Raw genomic sequence first — 16,338 nt, 5'->3', positions numbered from 1 at the left:
TTGAAGTTGTGCACGGTAACCAACCCCGCGCATTTCAAGTTCTTTCTTGAATCCTTCTGATACACCAACAACCATGTTGTTCAAAAGGGCACGAGTAGTTCCGTGGATTGTTTTCATTTCTTTTGAATCGTTTGGACGGTGAAGAGTTACTTCAGTACCTTCCACACGAATTTCAATATCTTTTGAGAACTCACGAGTAAGTTCTCCTTTAGGTCCTTTTACAGTTACAACGTTGTCATTGTTAGTGATTTCAACACCAGCAGGCAACACGATAACTTTATTACCAATACGTGACATGTTTATTTTCTCCTGTTAAATTGTCAGGCCAGAATGGCCAGTTTTCACGGGGGGCATTCGGATTAGAGCAAACCTAGTTTCTTTCGAAAAGCTTTGACAAACTCCTGATATTCTGTCAATACATCAATAGCCGCAGGACTATAACCAATTTCACATAAAAGAGATACAAGGTCATCTTTTGACAATTCAGCCAAAGCGTCTTCTGCAACAATAAGTTTTTCATTCAATTCAGTAGCTTTCATCTTTTTCTCCTAAACTAATTTACTCTCTATTTAGCTGATCAGTAAATCAGCTAAATTGAACACGAGCTATGGTCTGTGTGAAAAAGACAAATCTTCCTAGAGTGTTAACACTTTTTGTCAGATTTCCTATTATCACATTGCCCATGACGCTCTTTGTATCTAGATTTTACCAAACGTAAGCGATAACTTCTCCACCAACGTTCTTTTGGCGAGCTTCTTTATCAGTAAGCAAACCTTCAGAAGTTGAAAGGATAGCAATTCCAAGTCCGTTAAGAACTTTTGGAAGATCTTCACGTTTTTTGTAGACACGAAGTCCTGGTTTAGAAACACGTTTCAAGTTAGTGATAACTTTTTCACCGTTTGGTCCGTATTTAAGGAATACACGGATGATGCCTTGTTTGTCATCTTCGATGATTTCTACGTTCTTAACAAAACCTTCGCGTTTAAGGATTTCAGCAATCCCTTTTTTGATGTTTGATGCAGGTACTTCAAGTACTTCGTGTTTCGCTTGGTTAGCGTTACGAATACGAGTTAGGAAGTCTGCGATTGGGTCAGTCATAACCATTTTGTTTTTCTCCTCTTACTAGTAGTTTGCAAGTTGCACTTGCTAGTTAATACATGATACAAAGAGCGTAACAGCAAGAGCAAAAATAGGCAATTTGATGCAGGAGCGATGCTCCAAAGAAAATTGGTCTTTTTTGCCAAAGCTGTAGCTCGTGTTCAAATTGGCAAGCCCAACTGAACCCGGGCTAAACCCTGTGTGAAAAAGATAAACTTTCCTAGAAAATTCAGTTTCTTCGTCAAGTTTCCTATTTTCACTTGGAGTTTTAACGCCCTTGATATCTTAAATTACCAAGATGCTTTTGTTACACCAGGAATTTGTCCTTTGTAAGCTAATTCACGGAAGCAAACACGGCAAAGTTTAAATTTGCGGTAAACTGAATGTGGACGACCACATTTTTCACAACGAGTATAAGCTTGAGTAGAGAACTTCGCTGGACGTTTGTTCTTAGCAATCATTGATTTTTTAGCCATTAGATTTACCTCCTATATTATTTTGCAAAAGGCATTCCAAGGCCTGTAAGCAATGCACGTGACTCTTCGTCAGTGTTAGCAGTTGTTACGATAACGATGTCAAGACCACGAGTTTTGTCAACGTCATCAAAGTTGATTTCTGGGAAGATCAATTGTTCTTTCACACCAAGAGTGTAGTTTCCGCGTCCATCAAATGATTTTGTTGGAACACCGTGGAAGTCACGCACACGTGGAAGTGAAACTGAAACCAATTTGTCCAAGAATTCGTACATACGTTCACCACGAAGGGTAACTTTTGCACCGATCGCTACACCTTCACGAAGACGGAAGCCGGCGATTGATTTTTTAGCTTTAGTGATAAGTGGTTTTTGACCTGAGATAAGTGCCAATTCTTCAGCAGCTTTTTCAAGACTTTTAGCGTTTGATACAGCTTCACCAACACCCATGTTCAAAACGATCTTATCTACTTTAGGCACAGCCATCACTGATGAGTAGTTGAATTGTTCTGTCAAAGCAGGAACTACTTCATTAAGATATTTTTCTTTTAAACGATTTGCCATTATACTTCTCCTTTCCTTCGTGATTAATCAAGCACTTCGCCTGATTTTTTGTTGTAGCGAACTTTTTTACCGTCTACAAATTTGTAACCAACACGACCAGCTACACCATTTTTGTCCAATACTTGAACGTTTGATACGTGGATAGCTGCTTCTTTCTCGATGATACCACCTTGAGGAAGCTCGTTAGTTGGACGTTGGTGTTTCTTAACGATGTTAACACCTTCAACGATAACTTTGTTTACTTTTGGAAGGGCAGTAAGGACAACAGCTTCTGTTCCCTTATCTTTACCAGCGATTACGCGAACTTTGTCGCCTTTTTTTACAAACATTAGGTTTCTCCTTGATTTTTCTTACGCCCATAAGGGCACCCTAGCCTGAAGCTAGGGGACTAGTTTGTTTGTTTTTGCTCTGCGAAAATCAAAGCAATCCTTCGTCAGTTTCAACTCACCTAACTTAAGTTATGCTTTCGTTTCACTTCCTAGACTTGTTTTAATTTTCTTTGAGCAACCAATTAAAGTACTTCTGGAGCAAGTGACACGATCTTCATGAAGCCACCTTCACGCAATTCACGTGCAACTGGGCCAAAGATACGTGTTCCGCGAGGAGTTTTGTCTTCACGGATGATAACTGCTGCATTTTCGTCAAATTTGATGTATGAACCATCAGCACGACGAGCACCTGATTTAGTACGAACGATAACAGCTTTTACAACGTCACCTTTTTTAACCGCACCACCAGGAGTAGCTTGTTTTACAGATGCCACGATAACATCACCGATGTTTGCAAATTTACGTCCTGAACCACCAAGAACTTTGATAGTCAAGATTTCGCGCGCACCGCTGTTGTCTGCGACTTTCAAACGAGTTTCTGTTTGAATCATTTCAGTTTTCTCCTTTCAGGTTTGATTAGATGATGACCGCTTCTTCAACAACTTCTACAAGACGGAAACGTTTTGTAGCTGAAAGCGGACGAGTTTCCATGATACGTACGATATCGCCTTCTTTGGCAACATTGTTTTCATCATGTGCTTTGTATTTCTTAGAGTAGTTAATACGTTTACCATAGACTGGGTGGTTACGTTTTGTTTCAACTACAACTGTGATTGTCTTGTCCATTTTGTCAGATACAACACGTCCAACAAGAACTTTACGATTATTGCGTTCCATTGAAATTTCTCCTTCCCTAGTCTATTATTTCGCTTCAGATTGAACTGTTTTGATACGAGCGATTTGTTTTTTAACTTCTTTCAAGCGAGCTGTTTGTTCCAATTGACCAGTAGCAGCTTGGAAACGAAGTTCAAACAATTCTTTTTTCAATTCGTTTTCGCGCTTCGCGAGTTCTTCTTGAGAAAGACCACGAAGTTCTTTAACAAATTCTTTTACTTCATTAAGTTTCATGCCTTCTCCTTATTCTGCTTCACGTTTTACGAATTTACATTTAACTGGCAATTTGTGGCTTGCAAGACGAAGCGCTTCGCGAGCGATCTCTTCAGATACACCAGCGATTTCGAACATCACTTTACCACGTTTAACTGGTGCTACCCAACCTTCAGGCGCCCCTTTACCAGATCCCATACGCACACCGATAGCTTTAGCAGTGTATGATTTGTGTGGGAAGATTTTAATCCAAACTTTACCACCACGTTTCATGTAACGAGTCATGGCGATACGAGCAGCTTCGATTTGGCGGTTAGTGATCCAGTGGCTAGTTGTAGCTTGAAGACCGTATTCACCGAATGCTACTTCTTTTCCACCTTTTGCTTCACCGCGCATTTTTCCACGGAATTCACGACGGTGTTTAACACGTTTAGGTACTAACATTGGTTATTTACCTCCTTTAGTGTTTTTACGAGCTGGAAGAACTTCACCACGGTAGATCCATACTTTAACACCAAGTTTACCGTATGTAGTATCTGCTTCTTCCCAAGCGTAATCGATATCTGCACGAAGTGTGTGAAGTGGAACAGTTCCTTCAGAGTATCCTTCAGCACGGGCGATATCTGCACCGTTCAAACGACCTGATACTTGAGTTTTAATTCCTTTAGCTCCAGCACGCATTGCACGTTGGATTGCTTGTTTTTGTGCACGACGGAAAGCAACACGTTGCTCCAATTGACGAGCAATTCCTTCACCTACAAGGTGAGCATCCAAATCAGGTTGTTTGATTTCGATGATGTTGATGTGTACTTGTTTTCCAGTCAATTTGTTAAGTTTTGCACGGAGTGCATCAACGTTAGCACCACCTTTACCGATAACCATACCTGGTTTAGCAGTGTGAAGTGAAACGTTAACTTTGTTTACTGCGCGTTCAATTTCGATAGTTGAAACTGCTGCGTCAGCAAGTTCTTTTTGAACGAATTTACGGATTGCAAGATCTTCATGAAGGTAATCCGCGTATTCTTTTTCAGCATACCATTTGGCATCCCAATCACGGATGATGCCGACACGCATACCAATTGGATGTACTTTTTGACCCACGATGTTACCTCCTTATTTTTCTGCAACAGCCACAGTGATGTGAGCTGTACGTTTGTTGATTGGTGAAGCTGAACCTTTCGCACGTGGACGGAAACGTTTCATAGTTGGTCCTTCGTTTGCGAATGCTTCAGATACTACCAAGTTAGCTTTGTCCAAACCAAAGTTGTTTTCAGCGTTAGCTACAGCTGAATTCAAAACTTTCAAGATGATTTCAGCAGCTTTGTTTGGTGTGAATGTCAAGATTGCAATAGCATCGGCTACGCTTTTACCACGGATGTTGTCAAGAACAAGACGTGATTTACGAGGTGAAACACGTACTGTACGAGCCATTGCTTTAGCTGAAGTAATTTCTGCCATTTATGTTCTCCTTATTTTCTACGTGTTTTCTTGTCGTCTGCAGCGTGACCCTTGTAAGTACGAGTTGGTGCAAATTCACCAAGTTTGTGACCTACCATGTCTTCTTGGATGTAAACAGGTACGTGTTTACGTCCGTCATAAACTGCAATAGTGTAACCAATGAAACTTGGGAAGATCGTTGAACGACGTGACCAAGTTTTGATAACTTTTTTCTTTTCGTCGTTAGCTTGAGCTTCAACTTTTTTCATCAAATGCTCATCGACGAAAGGTCCTTTTTTAAGACTGCGTCCCATTTTATTTTTTCTCCTTTAAATGTTGTACCACAGCGGCTTGCGCTCACATGGAGCGCTACCGAGCTGGCGGATTATCTAGCGCTTATGCGACTAGTTTTAAATTATTTCTCGTTGCGACGACGAACGATAAGTTTGTCAGATTTCGCTTTCTTGTTACGAGTTTTAAGACCAAGAGCAGGTTTGCCCCATGGAGTAGATGGCGCTTTACGACCAACTGGTGCTTTACCTTCACCACCACCGTGTGGGTGATCGTTAGGGTTCATTACAGAACCACGAACTGTTGGGCGGATACCTTTCCAACGGCTACGTCCTGCTTTACCAAGGTTAACAAGTCCATGTTGTTCGTTTCCGACAACACCAACTGTTGCACGACAAGTTCCAAGAATCATACGTACTTCGCCAGATTGAAGACGAACAAGAACGTATTTACCTTCTTGACCCAATACTTGAGCAGAAGCTCCAGCAGCACGTACCAATTCACCACCACGACCTGGTTTCAATTCGATGTTGTGGATCAAAGTACCAACTGGGATGTTAGCAAGCGGAAGAGCGTTTCCGACTTTGATATCTGCTTCTGGACCTGAAACGATGCGTTGACCAACTTCAAGACCTTTTGGAGCGATGATGTATGCTTTCACACCGTCAGTGTAGTGTACAAGAGCGATGTTTGCAGAACGGTTTGGATCGTACTCGATTGTTTTAACAACAGCTTCAACGTTGTCTTTGTTACGTTTGAAGTCAACCAAACGGTAGAAACGTTTGTGTCCACCACCGTGGTGACGAACAGTGATACGACCGTTGTTGTTACGACCAGCCTGTTTCTTCAAAGCAACAAGCAATGATTTTTCAGGAGTGCTTGTTGTGATTTCAGCGAAATCCAAAGAAGTCATATTACGGCGACCGTTTGTTGTTGGTTTATAAACACGAATTCCCACGATATTTCCTCCTTAGATTATTCAGCTTCAGCAGCAAACAACTCGATTGCTTTTGAATCAGCTGTAAGTGTGATGATAGCTTTTTTAGTTTTGTTAGTAAAACCAGTGTAACGTCCAACACGTTTTGCTTTAGGTTTTACGTTGATTGTGTTAACGTTGGCAACTTTAACACCTTCGAAAGCAGCTTCAACAGCTTGCTTGATCAAAAGTTTGTGTGCACGAGTGTCAACTTCAAATACATATTTTCCTGCTTCAAGTTGAGCCATTGAGCTTTCAGTGATGACAGGTTTTTTGATAACATCATACAAATTCATTATGCAAGAACCTCCTCGATTTTAGAGATAGCTGCTTGTGTGACAAGAAGTTTGTCGCTATTTGCGATGTCAAGAACACTTGCAGTTGTAGCAGTTGCAACTTTCACGTTTGGAAGGTTACGAGCTGAAAGAGCTGCGAATTCATTTCCTTCTTCAAGGATAACAAGAACTTTAGAATCGATGCTCAATGCTGCAAGAACTTTTGCAAATTCAGCAGTTTTTGGAGCTGTAAATGAAAGAGCGTCTACAGCTACGAATTTGTTTTCAGCAACTTTTTCAGAATAAACTGATTTAAGAGCTAGGCGACGAACTTTTTGTGGAAGTTTGTAGCCGTATGAACGTGGAGTTGGTCCGAAGACAACGCCACCACCACGCCATTGTGGTGAGCGGATAGAACCTTGACGAGCACGTCCAGTTCCTTTTTGACGCCATGGTTTGCGTCCACCACCTGATACTGCAGAGCGGTTTTTAACAGCGTGTGTTCCTTGACGAAGGCTTGCGCGTTGGCTGATGATTACATCAAACACAACTGATTCATTTGGTTCAATACCAAATACTGCATCGTTAAGAACAACTTGGCCAGCTTCTTTACCAGTTTGGTCAAATAATGTTACGTTTGCCATTGTGACTGATTTCCCCTTTCTTTATTATTTACCAGCTTTAACTGCTGATTTGATAGTGATAAGAGATTTCTTAGCACCTGGTACGTTACCTTTGATAAGGATAACGTTCTTTTCTGGAACAACTTGTACAACTTCAAGGTTTTGAATTGTTACGCGGTCGCCACCCATACGTCCTGCAAGATTTTTACCTTTGAATACGCGGTTAGGTGCAACAGGTCCCATAGAACCTGGACGACGGTGGTAACGAGAACCGTGAGCCATTGGTCCACGTGATTGTCCGTGGCGTTTGATAACACCTTGGAAACCTTTACCTTTAGAAGTACCAGTTACGTCAACAACGTCTCCAGCTGCGAATGTTTCAACTGTGATTTCAGCACCAACTTCCAAGCCTTCAACGTTTTTGAATTCACGAATGAAGCGCTTAGGAGCCGTGTTAGCTTTCGCTACATGTCCTTTAGCAGGTTTGTTGCTCAATACTTCGCGTTTGTCATCGAAACCAACTTGGATAGCGTTGTATCCGTCTGTTTCAACAGTTTTAACTTGAAGAACAACGTTTGGAGTTGCTTCAATAACTGTTACAGGGATCAATTCGCCAGCTTCAGTGAAGATTTGAGTCATTCCCACTTTTTTCCCTAAGATTCCTTTTGTCATGAGAAAATAGTTCCTTTTCTATATTTTTTATTCAAAAAGTTTTTAACGAGCGTTTTTTATGCTCAAGGTATCAAGCTTTAGATTAAAGTTTGATTTCTACGTTTACACCACTTGGAAGATCCAATTTCATCAACGCATCAACTGTTTTTTGAGTTGGGTTAACGATATCGATCAAACGTTTGTGTGTACGCATTTCAAATTGTTCGCGAGAGTCTTTGTATTTGTGAGTCGCACGAATGATTGTGTAGAGGCTACGTTCAGTTGGAAGTGGGATTGGACCCGCAACTTGTGCACCTGTACGAGTAGCTGATTCTACGATTTTTGCAGCCGCTGTATCAAGCGTACGGTGTTCGTAAGCTTTCAAACGGATACGGATTTTTTTGTTTGCCATCTTTTTCTCCTTTTCGTCTATTTAAGATAATAGGCTAGCTCCACAAGAAAACCGACGCGCGTTGCGTGGCAATGCAACCGAGCGTGTCGCAACCTCTTGCATCAAAGCTAAGGCTGTAATTTACAGCACCATAATAGAATAACACAAAGCCCCTGCGATTGCAAGGGATTTGTGAGCTTTTTTTCGTTTTTTTAGGTTGAAACTGTTTTCTCTTTTCATTTTTCCAAGATTGAGGATTTATATCTATAAAAAACCGTCTTTTCTTCTATATATAATGTGTGTCATTTTGACCTTGAATATATCTTCTGATTGATCTACTAAAATGTCCGCTTTAGACTCGGTTTCTCTATAGTATCGCAGATACTGCTCCCGTCTCATCTGATGGCTAGCTAATACAAAAGATGCATCGCGATTTCTCATAGTCGTATCTCGAGTTAAGCGCCTCTTTAATTCGGTCTCCTCATCCGTGTAGAAACAGATGGTTTTGTCAAAGAGTTCCTTGGGAAGAAAACCCACGGACATCCCTTCAACAATAAGAATTGGCTTTCCTCCAGACAAGACCTCGCTAGCCTTCCAAGATTCATCAATCGTCAAGATGTCCATGCCTGCCTGCAAGGCGAGAATATCTCTCTGTAAACTTGCTAGTTCATGCGCCACTGGCAGACAAGCCGTCACCTTTTGATCTGGCGCTTGCTTTGGTACTACCAGGTGACGTTCTGAGGTGATATAAGGATCTGTTTCTAGTAAATTTACTGTAGTAGAATCTAGAGCTTGATGTAATTCCTGAGCGAAGGTTGACTTGCCCGAAGCCCCATGACCGTAGATCCCTAGCGTCCTAATTCTTCCCGTTTCGATCTCTGAAACCAGTTGTTCTATCAGGTCTTTTTTCTTCATTCTCTCTTCACCTGTTCATAGCTTTCTTTTCCGTCATTAAGCTTGTCCCAAATCACCACTTGCCCACTTTTGAGGGATTTTTGCACATCGATAATCCGTTGATTGGACGAACCTCTAAACTGGAGCATAAGATTGCGTTTGCTTTTATCATACCGTCCATCGACAAGGATGTCAATCAATGATAAGAGTTCCAGTTTATCTGGAGTCTCCAGCATCATTTCTTCCCAAGTGTAGCCCGTCCAGGACCAGATGTCTTTGTCTGGCAATTCCTTTCGAATGCGCTTAACGAGCGGCAAGAGGATACCTGTATTGAGAAATGGTTCTCCTCCCAGCAAGGTCAATCCTTGAACATAGGGTTGGGCAAGGTCTTCCATGATTTGTTCTTCTAATTTTGCCGTATAGGGAATGCCTGCGTTGAAAGACCAAGTCGCAACATTATAGCACCCCTCGCAGTGAAACATGCAACCTGATACATAGAGAGAGTTGCGCACACCTTCTCCATCGACAAAGTTAAAGGCCTTATAATCAATGATCCGCCCTTTGCTAAGTTCCTCACTTTTCCATTCACCTGGTTTTGGTGTATTCCATGTCATCCTTTTACTCCAAATCTATCCAGTAACGTTCTACGCCATTGCGAACATCCTCAAACACCCCGCCGTTTGCCACAATCACCGCCCTACTAGCAGGATTTTCCGTACTACAGGTCACAAGTGCTTTTTTGATGTTCTTCTCCTTGGCAACTTGCAGGCCTTGTCTGAGGGCTTCTTTGGCATAACCCTTACCTCTTTCAGAGGGGCGGATGGAATAGCCGATATGGCCCCCATTTTCTAGTAAGTAGTCATTTAATCGGAGACGAAGGTTGAGAAAGCCAAGAGCCTGGCCTGCTACGTCAAAACTAACCAGCTGGATAGCAGGAACCCAGTTTTCAGGAATATTGAATCCCGCTTCCGCTTGAAGATTTTCTTCTAGCCACTCTTCATAAACAAAATTGTTGGCGTTCCAAAACCCACCATCATGAGGGGACTGTGCTTGTTCAAACTCTGCCATCATCTCTAAAACTGTTTCTTTATCTGCCAATATCGGTCTGCGTAGTTCCATATTCCCCTCCCACCTAAGAGAAAAGTGAGAGCAGACTCTCACTTTTATTTTTTCTTGTTCTTGTTTAAAAACTGTTCTCTGAGGTTGAGCAAGCGTTCTTTTTTACCTGTTCCACCTTTCGAGTGTTTCTCGTGATAACGGGTCACTTGTGCGCGTCCCTTATCGTCTAATTGGTATTTCCCCATTCCATTTCCTTCTAATTTGTTACTTCATGTCCTGCTGTTTTAATAGTTGAACCGTTCATGTGTTTGACACGCGCAGCGATTTCCTTGTGGCGTCCGTTAACCATCGGACGTGCTTGAGGATTTCCCAGATAACCACACGTACGTTTGACCACATCTACTGTTTTAGGGTCGCTATTGCCACAGTTGGGACAAGCAAATCCTCTCTCAGTTGGTTCAAAATCCCCTTCAAAGTCGCACTTGTAGCAACGATCAATCGGAGTATTGGTCCCTAGATAACCGACACGGTCATAGGCATAGTCCCAAACAGCTTCCAAGGCTTTAGGATTTTGTTGAAGAACTGGATACTCACAATAATGGATGAAACCACCTGACGCACCTGCTTCTGGATAAACTTTCTCAAAGTCTAATTTTTCAAACGGTGTTGGATTTTTCCGGACATCGTAGTGGAACGAGTTGGTGTAGTATTCCTTATCCGTGATGTCAGGAATAGAGCCGAACTTCTCTGTATCCAAACGACAAAAACGGTCCGTCAAACTTTCGGATGGTGTTGAGTAGATAGAGAAATGGTAATCATATTGATCTGACCACTCTTCCACACGTCGTTTCATATCACGAATGATGTCAAGCGTGAATTCCTTGGCTTCAGGATTGCTTTCCCAGCTATTACCAAAGAAGACCGTCGCCACTTCATACAAACCGATGTAGCCCAGCGAAACTGTCGCACGGCGATTCTTAAAGAGCTGATCAACACTTTCTTCTTTTCCGAGACGGCGACCGAAGGCTCCGTACTGATAGAGGATAGGGGCATTCGCTGGTGTTGCTTCCTTGGTCCGTTCAACACGGTAAACCAGAGCATCTTCTGCGATGTTCATACGTTCGTTGAAGATTTCCCAAAACTTATTCAGATCCCCTTCAGACTCGAGGGCGATACGAGGCAAATTGACCGTCACAACACCTAGATTCATCCGACCTGAATTGACCTCGACACCATTCTCATCTTTCCATCCTTGGAGGAAGGAGCGACAACCCATAGGAACCTTGAAAGAACCAGTCAGTTCGATAATCTTATCATAGGACAAAACATCTGGGTACATCCGCTTGGTTGCACACTCGAGGGCCAACTGTTTGATGTCGTAGTTAGGTGAACCTTCCTCTAAGTTAAGTCCTCTTTTAAGCGTAAAGATGAGTTTAGGGAAGATGGCTGTGCGGTGTTCTGAACCAAGCCCCTTGATACGAATGGTCAAGATAGCTTTTTGAATTTCCCGTTCAAAACGACTAGTTCCTAGACCAAAACCGAGCGAAGTAAAAGGTGTTTGTCCATTTGAAGTGAAGAGAGTGTTGATTTCATACTCAAGAGATTGCATGGCATCGTAGATGTCCTTTTGGGTTTTCTTCCAAGCGTAATCTTCACGTTTCTCGGGCAAGACCCACTCTTCCGCATCCTTGAGGTGCTTTTGGTAATTCTTCTCTGCATAAGGCGCCAAGACTTCATCAATACGGTCAGCTGAGCAGCCCCCGTACTGGCTAGAAGCAACGTTGGCGATGATTTGTGAAATTTGAGCTGTCGCAGTCTGGATAGACTTGGGACTCTCTACCTCTGCATTTCCAATCTTAAAACCATTTTCCAACATGCCTTTAAAATCAATCAAACAGCAGTTGGTCATCGGAGTGTAGGGGCTGTAGTCCAAGTCATGATAGTGGATATCCCCTTTTTGGTGAGCATTAGCTACGTGCTTAGGAAGCATTTGCAGCCCGATTGATTTCCCAACAATCCCTGCTGTCAAATCACGCTGAGTATTAAAGACATCACTGTCTTTATTGGCATTTTCATTGACAACTGCTTGATCTTTATTGAGCAGTTTATGGATACTAAAGTTTATATCTGTCGCTTTTGAGCGCTCAAAATCCCTTTGTGTCCGATAAGTGATATACTCCTCAGCCAGCGCATACTCTTTGGCTTCAAGGAGTTCATGTTCTACGACATTTTGAATTTCGTAAATCTTGACACCTTGAGGGAAGCGACTGTGAATTTCAGTCACGATTCTTTCAACTAGACCATTTAGGCGTTTTTCTACTAGAGGCGTAACGTCCATAACCTTTTCCGCCGCCTTGTGGAGAGCCTTGTCAATCTTGTCTACATCAAACACCACACGTCTACCATCTCGTTTTTCAACGAACAAGGTGGGAACGGTTGCAAGCTTTTCTTCTAATACAATCATATCCATGCTCTTTTCTAAAATGTTGTTCTATGAAGTATTATACCACTCTAAAAATAAAAATCAATATCTTGTGTTAAAAATCCTAAAAATTTTAAAATTCCACAAGATATTGATTTTTTGTTATTTGGATTTATAAAGTTTGAACTCGCTAGTATCTGTCTGAACAAGCTCATAGTTTTCACTGAGCCAGCTCTCTACATCTGACCACAAGGCAACTTTTTGATTGACCACAATCATCTTCGGTTGATTCTCTTTCAGATCATTCATCAGTTTAGTTTTATTTTCATCGCTTGCAGTATAGAGTGTTGGAGTTGATAGAGAAGTTGGCGCCAAGCGCTCACTGGTACGGTAGAAATCAGGACGATCATCCCAAGCATAGACACGATCCTCAGAACTCGTTTGTTGTTTAACCACGCTAGCAAGACGGTCTCTCTCCTGATAAGTCGCTGGGTGCGAAAGGTAGCGACTCACGATAGGAAGAACAATAAGGTAGGCAAGGGCAATCAGTGGTAGATAGAAATTTCCTTTAAGGAAAGAAGTTTGTTTCTCACGTCTTCTTCTACGACGACCGCCTCCATCCGAAACATCTTCCTTGATTCCTGTCAGAAGGAGCAAGACCAAGAAAGGAATTAGCACCACAAGACGAGTACCGTTGATAGGTTCTTTGGAGAGAATCAAGATTCCCAAAGAAACCAACAATCCCAAGCTAGCAGCAATTGAGAGGGCATATTGCTTGGCTGGTTTTGACTGGAACAAGCCTGTAAAGAGCAAGACAAGGGAACCTAATCCAATAGCAAGCAAACCGTAGAAGGCTGCATTTTCAAGCAAATGCGAATTTGAAAAGAGGCTAAGAGTATTTACCGGATACAAGGTCTGGCTAATGGCATCTCCAAAACTACCTGTCCACACTGTATAGTAGCCTAAAGGATAGAATAAGAGTGAAAATCCTAGGGCTGACGCAAAGAACTGATATAAGCCATGAACAAAGTGACCTTTAGCTAGATTATAGCCGATGATGCCCAAGGCCAGTACAGCCGCAAACAAGACGGTTGGGATTGGCGCAAGGAAGAAAGCGAGAGCAAGGCTCATCCCCACTCGTACAAATCCTTTATCATCCTTTGGAAAAGCTAGATAATTTGTAACGATACTCAATGAATAAAATAGGAAAGGCAGGGCTAGCAAGAGAGCATAACCGCCACCAAAAGCGAGGCCCGCTACAAGCAAGTATAGAATAAAGACAACTCGCTTCGCTTCATTTTCTTGGCCGACAAGAGTATCCGCAGCCTTAAAAAGAAAAACACCTGCTCCAAACAAAGCCAACCACTCAACCAAAGCAATCAGAATACTGCCTTGAAAAAGGTAGGTTAGCACATAATAGAGCAATCCCTCCGTCCCAAAATAATCTGTATACATTTGACCATTTTGATGCAAGGCCCAACCGGTATAAAGATCCTGGGTTTGTTGCGGACTGATTAAACCAAAAATAAAAGGCAGGGCAACCGAAATGGCTGTGGCCACTAAACTCCAAAGCAAAATACTAAAAAAGGGAATGGGAGCTCCTTCTCGTTTTTCTGGCACTGACCAGTCTTGGTAATGAGATTCTTCTTGTTTCTCATCTATTTTCCCGTATACGTTCATTCAATTTCTCCTCTAAGTTTATCTGTTTTAGTATATCAAAATCTTACAGGAATGTCAGCTTGGGATTGATATTTGCTGAATTTCTTATCCAATAGCGCAAAGCGTTCGATTTCACGAAAACGGTGGAATCGACTGTTTCTATACTCTCTGATAAAATCATCATCTTCTAGATTAAGCATGGTTTTCTCCTTTACTTATCTATTCGTAAGAAGACAAAAATAAGATCCAGCCTTGGGCTAGATCTTGATGGATAGTTAGAGCATAGGTGCAAACAACTGGACAATTTCCTTGATTAGGCTTTGATACCAGCTTGTTTTGATAGTGTGAGGATAAATTTCTTGAGAAACTTTAAAAATCTCTTCGAAGTCCCTTTCAATATCGATGATGGACTGCGTTCTATAAAGTAAGACGGCATTTTCATAGTGGTGGAGCAAGCTACGATAGTCAAAATTGATGGTCCCCACAGTAGCTGCCTCTCCATCGACAAGCATTTGCTTGCTATGAAGGAATCCCGGACTGTACTCATAAATACGAACCCCCGCAGATAACAAGTCTGGATAGGCTCCTCGAGTAACTAACTGAATAACCTTCTTATCTGGGATACACGGTGTCACAATTCGCACATCTACCCCTCTCAGAGCTGCATTTTTGATACTTTCAGTTAGATCGTAGTCAGCAATCAGATAGGGAGTCGTGATATAGACGTAATCTGTAGCTTGATTGATAAGATTTTGGTAAACCGTTTTTCCAACTTGAGCTCTGTAGATGGGTTTTGGCCCACTACTATAGGGAATACAGAGCCCCATCCCATCTTTGGGCTGATTTTCGAGATGGTATTGGTCAAAATCACTAATCTCTCCACGGTTGATATACCAGGCAGATAAAAAGAGTCTGGTAAAAGCTTTAACTGCCGGTCCATCCAGACGAATACCGCTATCCTTCCAATAACCAAAGCGTTCGATATGGTTGATATACTCGTCTGCTAGATTGACACCACCTGTATAGGCAATCTGCCCATCGATAACCATGATTTTACGGTGATCACGGTTGTTATAAGCAACAGTCAAGCGTGGAATCACCTTGTTAAATTTATAGGCTTCAATCCCTCGGCTACGAAGCTGGATGGTATAATCCCCAGGCAAGGTTGCCATACATCCAATATCGTCGTAGAGGAGCTTAACTTCTACTCCTTGAGCAGCCTTTTCTTCCAAAATCTCTAAAATACTGTTCCACATCAAGCCTTCTTCGATGATATAGTACTCAAGAAAGATAAATTTCTCCGCTTTCCTGAGATCCTCTAGCATCTGATGCCACATGCTTTCACCAGATGCAAAAAATCGTGTATCCGTTCGATCATAGACATCGGCATTCGTGTCCATGCTGAGGAGAGATTTGATAACGCCATAAGCCGACTTGTCTTGCTCTTTTAACTCCAAACGGAGAGCTCTGCTATTGTCCTCTCGATCAACCATTGATTGGAGCTGCTTTAGCTGCTTCATTTCTTTTTTAGATAAACGACGCTCTCCAAACATGATATAGAGTAAGGGACCAAACACTGGCACAAAGGCTACTAATAGCCATGTTACCTTACTCTCAGGATTCATAGATCGATTAACAATCGATACAATAGTCGCTAAGCTCACTAAAATGACTAGGATAATCCAGACAATTGGAGCCATTTGCCCAAGATAGAGAAATAAACCAAAGACGATAAACAACTCTGCCAACATGATGGTAATACTAAAACCATATTTTGACATGAGTAGCTGCATTTTTCTAGCTGTCATACATCCCCTTCCTTTTCTAACATTCTCCTTAACTGCTTGATAAATTAATGTTTCTACTAGTATACCTCAGTTCAGGGGTAGATGGCAACCTTTTACCTTTGCTCAAGTTCCAGTCGTTCCGTGTTTAGATGATTATTACAATTTCAAAGCCAACATATTGACCGTCATACCAGCTGCAGTCCCCATAAGGTAGACGACATCTCCCTCCTTGATAAGTCCATGCTCCAAAGAATAAGCCAAGCCAAACGGTACAGAGACTGACACCATATTTCCATAGTCAGTGACGAGATTGAGGTACTGATCCTCAGCCACACCTAGTTTTTCCATGACCAAAGGAAGAGC

General features: G+C 42.0%; 27 protein-coding genes. All 27 read right to left on the bottom strand.

What is annotated here, in order from left to right; translation table 11 throughout:
* On the bottom strand, positions 1 to 297 hold a 297-nt coding region (locus GMD3S_RS0208750; protein ID WP_025172983.1), incomplete at its 3' end, for a 50S ribosomal protein L6.
* 62 nt (positions 298 to 359) lie between these two features.
* On the bottom strand, positions 360 to 539 hold the full coding sequence (locus GMD3S_RS0208745; RefSeq protein WP_000648250.1) for a hypothetical protein: 180 nt from the start codon (positions 537 to 539) through the stop codon (positions 360 to 362).
* Positions 540 to 705: 166 nt separating this feature from the next.
* A complete protein-coding gene (rpsH, locus tag GMD3S_RS0208740) occupies positions 706 to 1,104 on the bottom strand; it encodes a 30S ribosomal protein S8 (protein ID WP_000245504.1) in 399 nt (132 codons plus the stop codon).
* 284 nt (positions 1,105 to 1,388) lie between these two features.
* Complete coding sequence (locus GMD3S_RS0208735; RefSeq protein ID WP_001085697.1) at positions 1,389 to 1,574, bottom strand: type Z 30S ribosomal protein S14; 186 nt, start codon at positions 1,572 to 1,574, stop codon at positions 1,389 to 1,391.
* 17 nt (positions 1,575 to 1,591) lie between these two features.
* Positions 1,592 to 2,134 (bottom strand): 50S ribosomal protein L5, encoded by a 543-nt coding sequence (gene rplE, locus GMD3S_RS0208730; RefSeq protein WP_000013542.1) that lies wholly within the window; start codon positions 2,132 to 2,134, stop codon positions 1,592 to 1,594.
* Positions 2,135 to 2,157: 23 nt separating this feature from the next.
* Complete coding sequence (gene rplX / locus GMD3S_RS0208725) at positions 2,158 to 2,463, bottom strand: 50S ribosomal protein L24 (RefSeq protein ID WP_000497691.1); 306 nt, start codon at positions 2,461 to 2,463, stop codon at positions 2,158 to 2,160.
* A 182-nt stretch (positions 2,464 to 2,645) separates the two neighbouring features.
* The gene (gene rplN / locus GMD3S_RS0208720; protein WP_000616545.1) at positions 2,646 to 3,014 is read right to left on the bottom strand and encodes a 50S ribosomal protein L14; all 369 of its coding nucleotides are present in this window, start codon (positions 3,012 to 3,014) and stop codon (positions 2,646 to 2,648) included.
* Positions 3,015 to 3,039: 25 nt separating this feature from the next.
* Positions 3,040 to 3,300: a 30S ribosomal protein S17 gene (gene rpsQ, locus GMD3S_RS0208715; RefSeq protein ID WP_000440801.1), complete on the bottom strand. Its 261-nt coding sequence runs from the start codon at positions 3,298 to 3,300 to the stop codon at positions 3,040 to 3,042.
* Between the two features lie 24 nt (positions 3,301 to 3,324).
* Positions 3,325 to 3,531: a 50S ribosomal protein L29 gene (gene rpmC, locus GMD3S_RS0208710; RefSeq protein ID WP_000772918.1), complete on the bottom strand. Its 207-nt coding sequence runs from the start codon at positions 3,529 to 3,531 to the stop codon at positions 3,325 to 3,327.
* A gap of 9 nt (positions 3,532 to 3,540) precedes the next feature.
* Positions 3,541 to 3,954 (bottom strand): 50S ribosomal protein L16, encoded by a 414-nt coding sequence (rplP, locus tag GMD3S_RS0208705; RefSeq protein WP_000960946.1) that lies wholly within the window; start codon positions 3,952 to 3,954, stop codon positions 3,541 to 3,543.
* Positions 3,955 to 3,957: 3 nt separating this feature from the next.
* Complete coding sequence (gene rpsC, locus GMD3S_RS0208700; RefSeq protein WP_000529936.1) at positions 3,958 to 4,611, bottom strand: 30S ribosomal protein S3; 654 nt, start codon at positions 4,609 to 4,611, stop codon at positions 3,958 to 3,960.
* Positions 4,612 to 4,623: 12 nt separating this feature from the next.
* Positions 4,624 to 4,968 carry a 50S ribosomal protein L22 gene (gene rplV, locus GMD3S_RS0208695; protein ID WP_000818137.1) on the bottom strand — a complete coding sequence of 115 codons (345 nt, stop codon included), beginning with the start codon at positions 4,966 to 4,968 and terminating at the stop codon, positions 4,624 to 4,626.
* A gap of 11 nt (positions 4,969 to 4,979) precedes the next feature.
* Complete coding sequence (gene rpsS / locus GMD3S_RS0208690) at positions 4,980 to 5,261, bottom strand: 30S ribosomal protein S19 (RefSeq protein WP_000533766.1); 282 nt, start codon at positions 5,259 to 5,261, stop codon at positions 4,980 to 4,982.
* A 101-nt stretch (positions 5,262 to 5,362) separates the two neighbouring features.
* A complete protein-coding gene (gene rplB, locus GMD3S_RS0208685) occupies positions 5,363 to 6,196 on the bottom strand; it encodes a 50S ribosomal protein L2 (protein ID WP_000512903.1) in 834 nt (277 codons plus the stop codon).
* Between the two features lie 17 nt (positions 6,197 to 6,213).
* Positions 6,214 to 6,510 (bottom strand): 50S ribosomal protein L23, encoded by a 297-nt coding sequence (locus GMD3S_RS0208680; protein ID WP_001055347.1) that lies wholly within the window; start codon positions 6,508 to 6,510, stop codon positions 6,214 to 6,216.
* Positions 6,510 to 7,133 (bottom strand): 50S ribosomal protein L4, encoded by a 624-nt coding sequence (gene rplD / locus GMD3S_RS0208675; RefSeq protein WP_000024537.1) that lies wholly within the window; start codon positions 7,131 to 7,133, stop codon positions 6,510 to 6,512. The genes GMD3S_RS0208680 and rplD overlap by 1 nt, the downstream gene beginning before the upstream one ends.
* A gap of 24 nt (positions 7,134 to 7,157) precedes the next feature.
* Positions 7,158 to 7,784 carry a 50S ribosomal protein L3 gene (gene rplC / locus GMD3S_RS0208670; protein ID WP_000160197.1) on the bottom strand — a complete coding sequence of 209 codons (627 nt, stop codon included), beginning with the start codon at positions 7,782 to 7,784 and terminating at the stop codon, positions 7,158 to 7,160.
* Between the two features lie 82 nt (positions 7,785 to 7,866).
* Positions 7,867 to 8,175, bottom strand: coding sequence for a 30S ribosomal protein S10 (rpsJ, locus tag GMD3S_RS0208665; protein ID WP_001284513.1), 309 nt, complete (start codon positions 8,173 to 8,175; stop codon positions 7,867 to 7,869).
* Positions 8,176 to 8,418: 243 nt separating this feature from the next.
* Complete coding sequence (locus GMD3S_RS0208660; RefSeq protein WP_000725971.1) at positions 8,419 to 9,069, bottom strand: uridine kinase family protein; 651 nt, start codon at positions 9,067 to 9,069, stop codon at positions 8,419 to 8,421.
* The gene (nrdG, locus tag GMD3S_RS0208655) at positions 9,066 to 9,662 is read right to left on the bottom strand and encodes an anaerobic ribonucleoside-triphosphate reductase activating protein (protein WP_000220162.1); all 597 of its coding nucleotides are present in this window, start codon (positions 9,660 to 9,662) and stop codon (positions 9,066 to 9,068) included. The genes GMD3S_RS0208660 and nrdG overlap by 4 nt, the downstream gene beginning before the upstream one ends.
* 4 nt (positions 9,663 to 9,666) lie before the next feature.
* Entirely contained in the window at positions 9,667 to 10,167 is a 501-nt protein-coding gene (locus GMD3S_RS0208650) for a GNAT family N-acetyltransferase (RefSeq protein WP_000423392.1), read from the bottom strand.
* Between the two features lie 44 nt (positions 10,168 to 10,211).
* Positions 10,212 to 10,352 (bottom strand): hypothetical protein, encoded by a 141-nt coding sequence (locus GMD3S_RS0208645; RefSeq protein WP_000521625.1) that lies wholly within the window; start codon positions 10,350 to 10,352, stop codon positions 10,212 to 10,214.
* A gap of 11 nt (positions 10,353 to 10,363) precedes the next feature.
* Positions 10,364 to 12,571, bottom strand: a complete 2,208-nt coding sequence (gene nrdD / locus GMD3S_RS0208640) for an anaerobic ribonucleoside-triphosphate reductase (protein WP_008279195.1) — start codon at positions 12,569 to 12,571, stop codon at positions 10,364 to 10,366.
* Between the two features lie 120 nt (positions 12,572 to 12,691).
* The gene (locus GMD3S_RS0208635; protein ID WP_001103711.1) at positions 12,692 to 14,209 is read right to left on the bottom strand and encodes a hypothetical protein; all 1,518 of its coding nucleotides are present in this window, start codon (positions 14,207 to 14,209) and stop codon (positions 12,692 to 12,694) included.
* Between the two features lie 35 nt (positions 14,210 to 14,244).
* Entirely contained in the window at positions 14,245 to 14,388 is a 144-nt protein-coding gene (locus tag GMD3S_RS10960) for a hypothetical protein (RefSeq protein WP_000933184.1), read from the bottom strand.
* 75 nt (positions 14,389 to 14,463) lie between these two features.
* Positions 14,464 to 15,996, bottom strand: coding sequence for a cardiolipin synthase (gene cls, locus GMD3S_RS0208625; RefSeq protein ID WP_000126977.1), 1,533 nt, complete (start codon positions 15,994 to 15,996; stop codon positions 14,464 to 14,466).
* A gap of 135 nt (positions 15,997 to 16,131) precedes the next feature.
* Positions 16,132 to 16,338 (bottom strand): 3-oxoacyl-[acyl-carrier-protein] synthase III C-terminal domain-containing protein (locus GMD3S_RS0208620; RefSeq protein ID WP_029709174.1); only part of this gene is annotated, 207 nt, incomplete at its 5' end.

The organism is Streptococcus sp. GMD3S (assembly GCF_000298695.2).
Taxonomy (GTDB): Bacteria; Bacillota; Bacilli; order Lactobacillales; family Streptococcaceae; genus Streptococcus.
The sequence above is the reverse complement of the archived record's forward strand: the minus strand, read 5'-3'. Positions and strand labels throughout refer to the sequence as shown.

Coding starts and splice junctions, on each gene's coding strand:
- rpsJ (WP_001284513.1), bottom strand. CDS start 8,175: ATGGCAAACAAAAAAATCCGTATCCGTTTGAAAGCTTACGAACACCGT.
- GMD3S_RS0208745 (WP_000648250.1), bottom strand. CDS start 539: ATGAAAGCTACTGAATTGAATGAAAAACTTATTGTTGCAGAAGACGCT.
- rplC (WP_000160197.1), bottom strand. CDS start 7,784: ATGACAAAAGGAATCTTAGGGAAAAAAGTGGGAATGACTCAAATCTTC.
- rplX (WP_000497691.1), bottom strand. CDS start 2,463: ATGTTTGTAAAAAAAGGCGACAAAGTTCGCGTAATCGCTGGTAAAGAT.
- rpmC (WP_000772918.1), bottom strand. CDS start 3,531: ATGAAACTTAATGAAGTAAAAGAATTTGTTAAAGAACTTCGTGGTCTT.
- rpsS (WP_000533766.1), bottom strand. CDS start 5,261: ATGGGACGCAGTCTTAAAAAAGGACCTTTCGTCGATGAGCATTTGATG.
- GMD3S_RS0208660 (WP_000725971.1), bottom strand. CDS start 9,069: ATGAAGAAAAAAGACCTGATAGAACAACTGGTTTCAGAGATCGAAACG.
- rplN (WP_000616545.1), bottom strand. CDS start 3,014: ATGATTCAAACAGAAACTCGTTTGAAAGTCGCAGACAACAGCGGTGCG.
- cls (WP_000126977.1), bottom strand. CDS start 15,996: ATGACAGCTAGAAAAATGCAGCTACTCATGTCAAAATATGGTTTTAGT.
- rpsQ (WP_000440801.1), bottom strand. CDS start 3,300: ATGGAACGCAATAATCGTAAAGTTCTTGTTGGACGTGTTGTATCTGAC.
- GMD3S_RS0208735 (WP_001085697.1), bottom strand. CDS start 1,574: ATGGCTAAAAAATCAATGATTGCTAAGAACAAACGTCCAGCGAAGTTC.
- rplD (WP_000024537.1), bottom strand. CDS start 7,133: ATGGCAAACGTAACATTATTTGACCAAACTGGTAAAGAAGCTGGCCAA.
- nrdG (WP_000220162.1), bottom strand. CDS start 9,662: ATGACATGGAATACACCAAAACCAGGTGAATGGAAAAGTGAGGAACTT.
- rplP (WP_000960946.1), bottom strand. CDS start 3,954: ATGTTAGTACCTAAACGTGTTAAACACCGTCGTGAATTCCGTGGAAAA.
- rpsH (WP_000245504.1), bottom strand. CDS start 1,104: ATGGTTATGACTGACCCAATCGCAGACTTCCTAACTCGTATTCGTAAC.
- rplE (WP_000013542.1), bottom strand. CDS start 2,134: ATGGCAAATCGTTTAAAAGAAAAATATCTTAATGAAGTAGTTCCTGCT.
- rplV (WP_000818137.1), bottom strand. CDS start 4,968: ATGGCAGAAATTACTTCAGCTAAAGCAATGGCTCGTACAGTACGTGTT.
- GMD3S_RS0208650 (WP_000423392.1), bottom strand. CDS start 10,167: ATGGAACTACGCAGACCGATATTGGCAGATAAAGAAACAGTTTTAGAG.
- nrdD (WP_008279195.1), bottom strand. CDS start 12,571: ATGATTGTATTAGAAGAAAAGCTTGCAACCGTTCCCACCTTGTTCGTT.
- GMD3S_RS0208680 (WP_001055347.1), bottom strand. CDS start 6,510: ATGAATTTGTATGATGTTATCAAAAAACCTGTCATCACTGAAAGCTCA.
- GMD3S_RS0208635 (WP_001103711.1), bottom strand. CDS start 14,209: ATGAACGTATACGGGAAAATAGATGAGAAACAAGAAGAATCTCATTAC.
- GMD3S_RS0208645 (WP_000521625.1), bottom strand. CDS start 10,352: ATGGGGAAATACCAATTAGACGATAAGGGACGCGCACAAGTGACCCGT.
- GMD3S_RS10960 (WP_000933184.1), bottom strand. CDS start 14,388: ATGCTTAATCTAGAAGATGATGATTTTATCAGAGAGTATAGAAACAGT.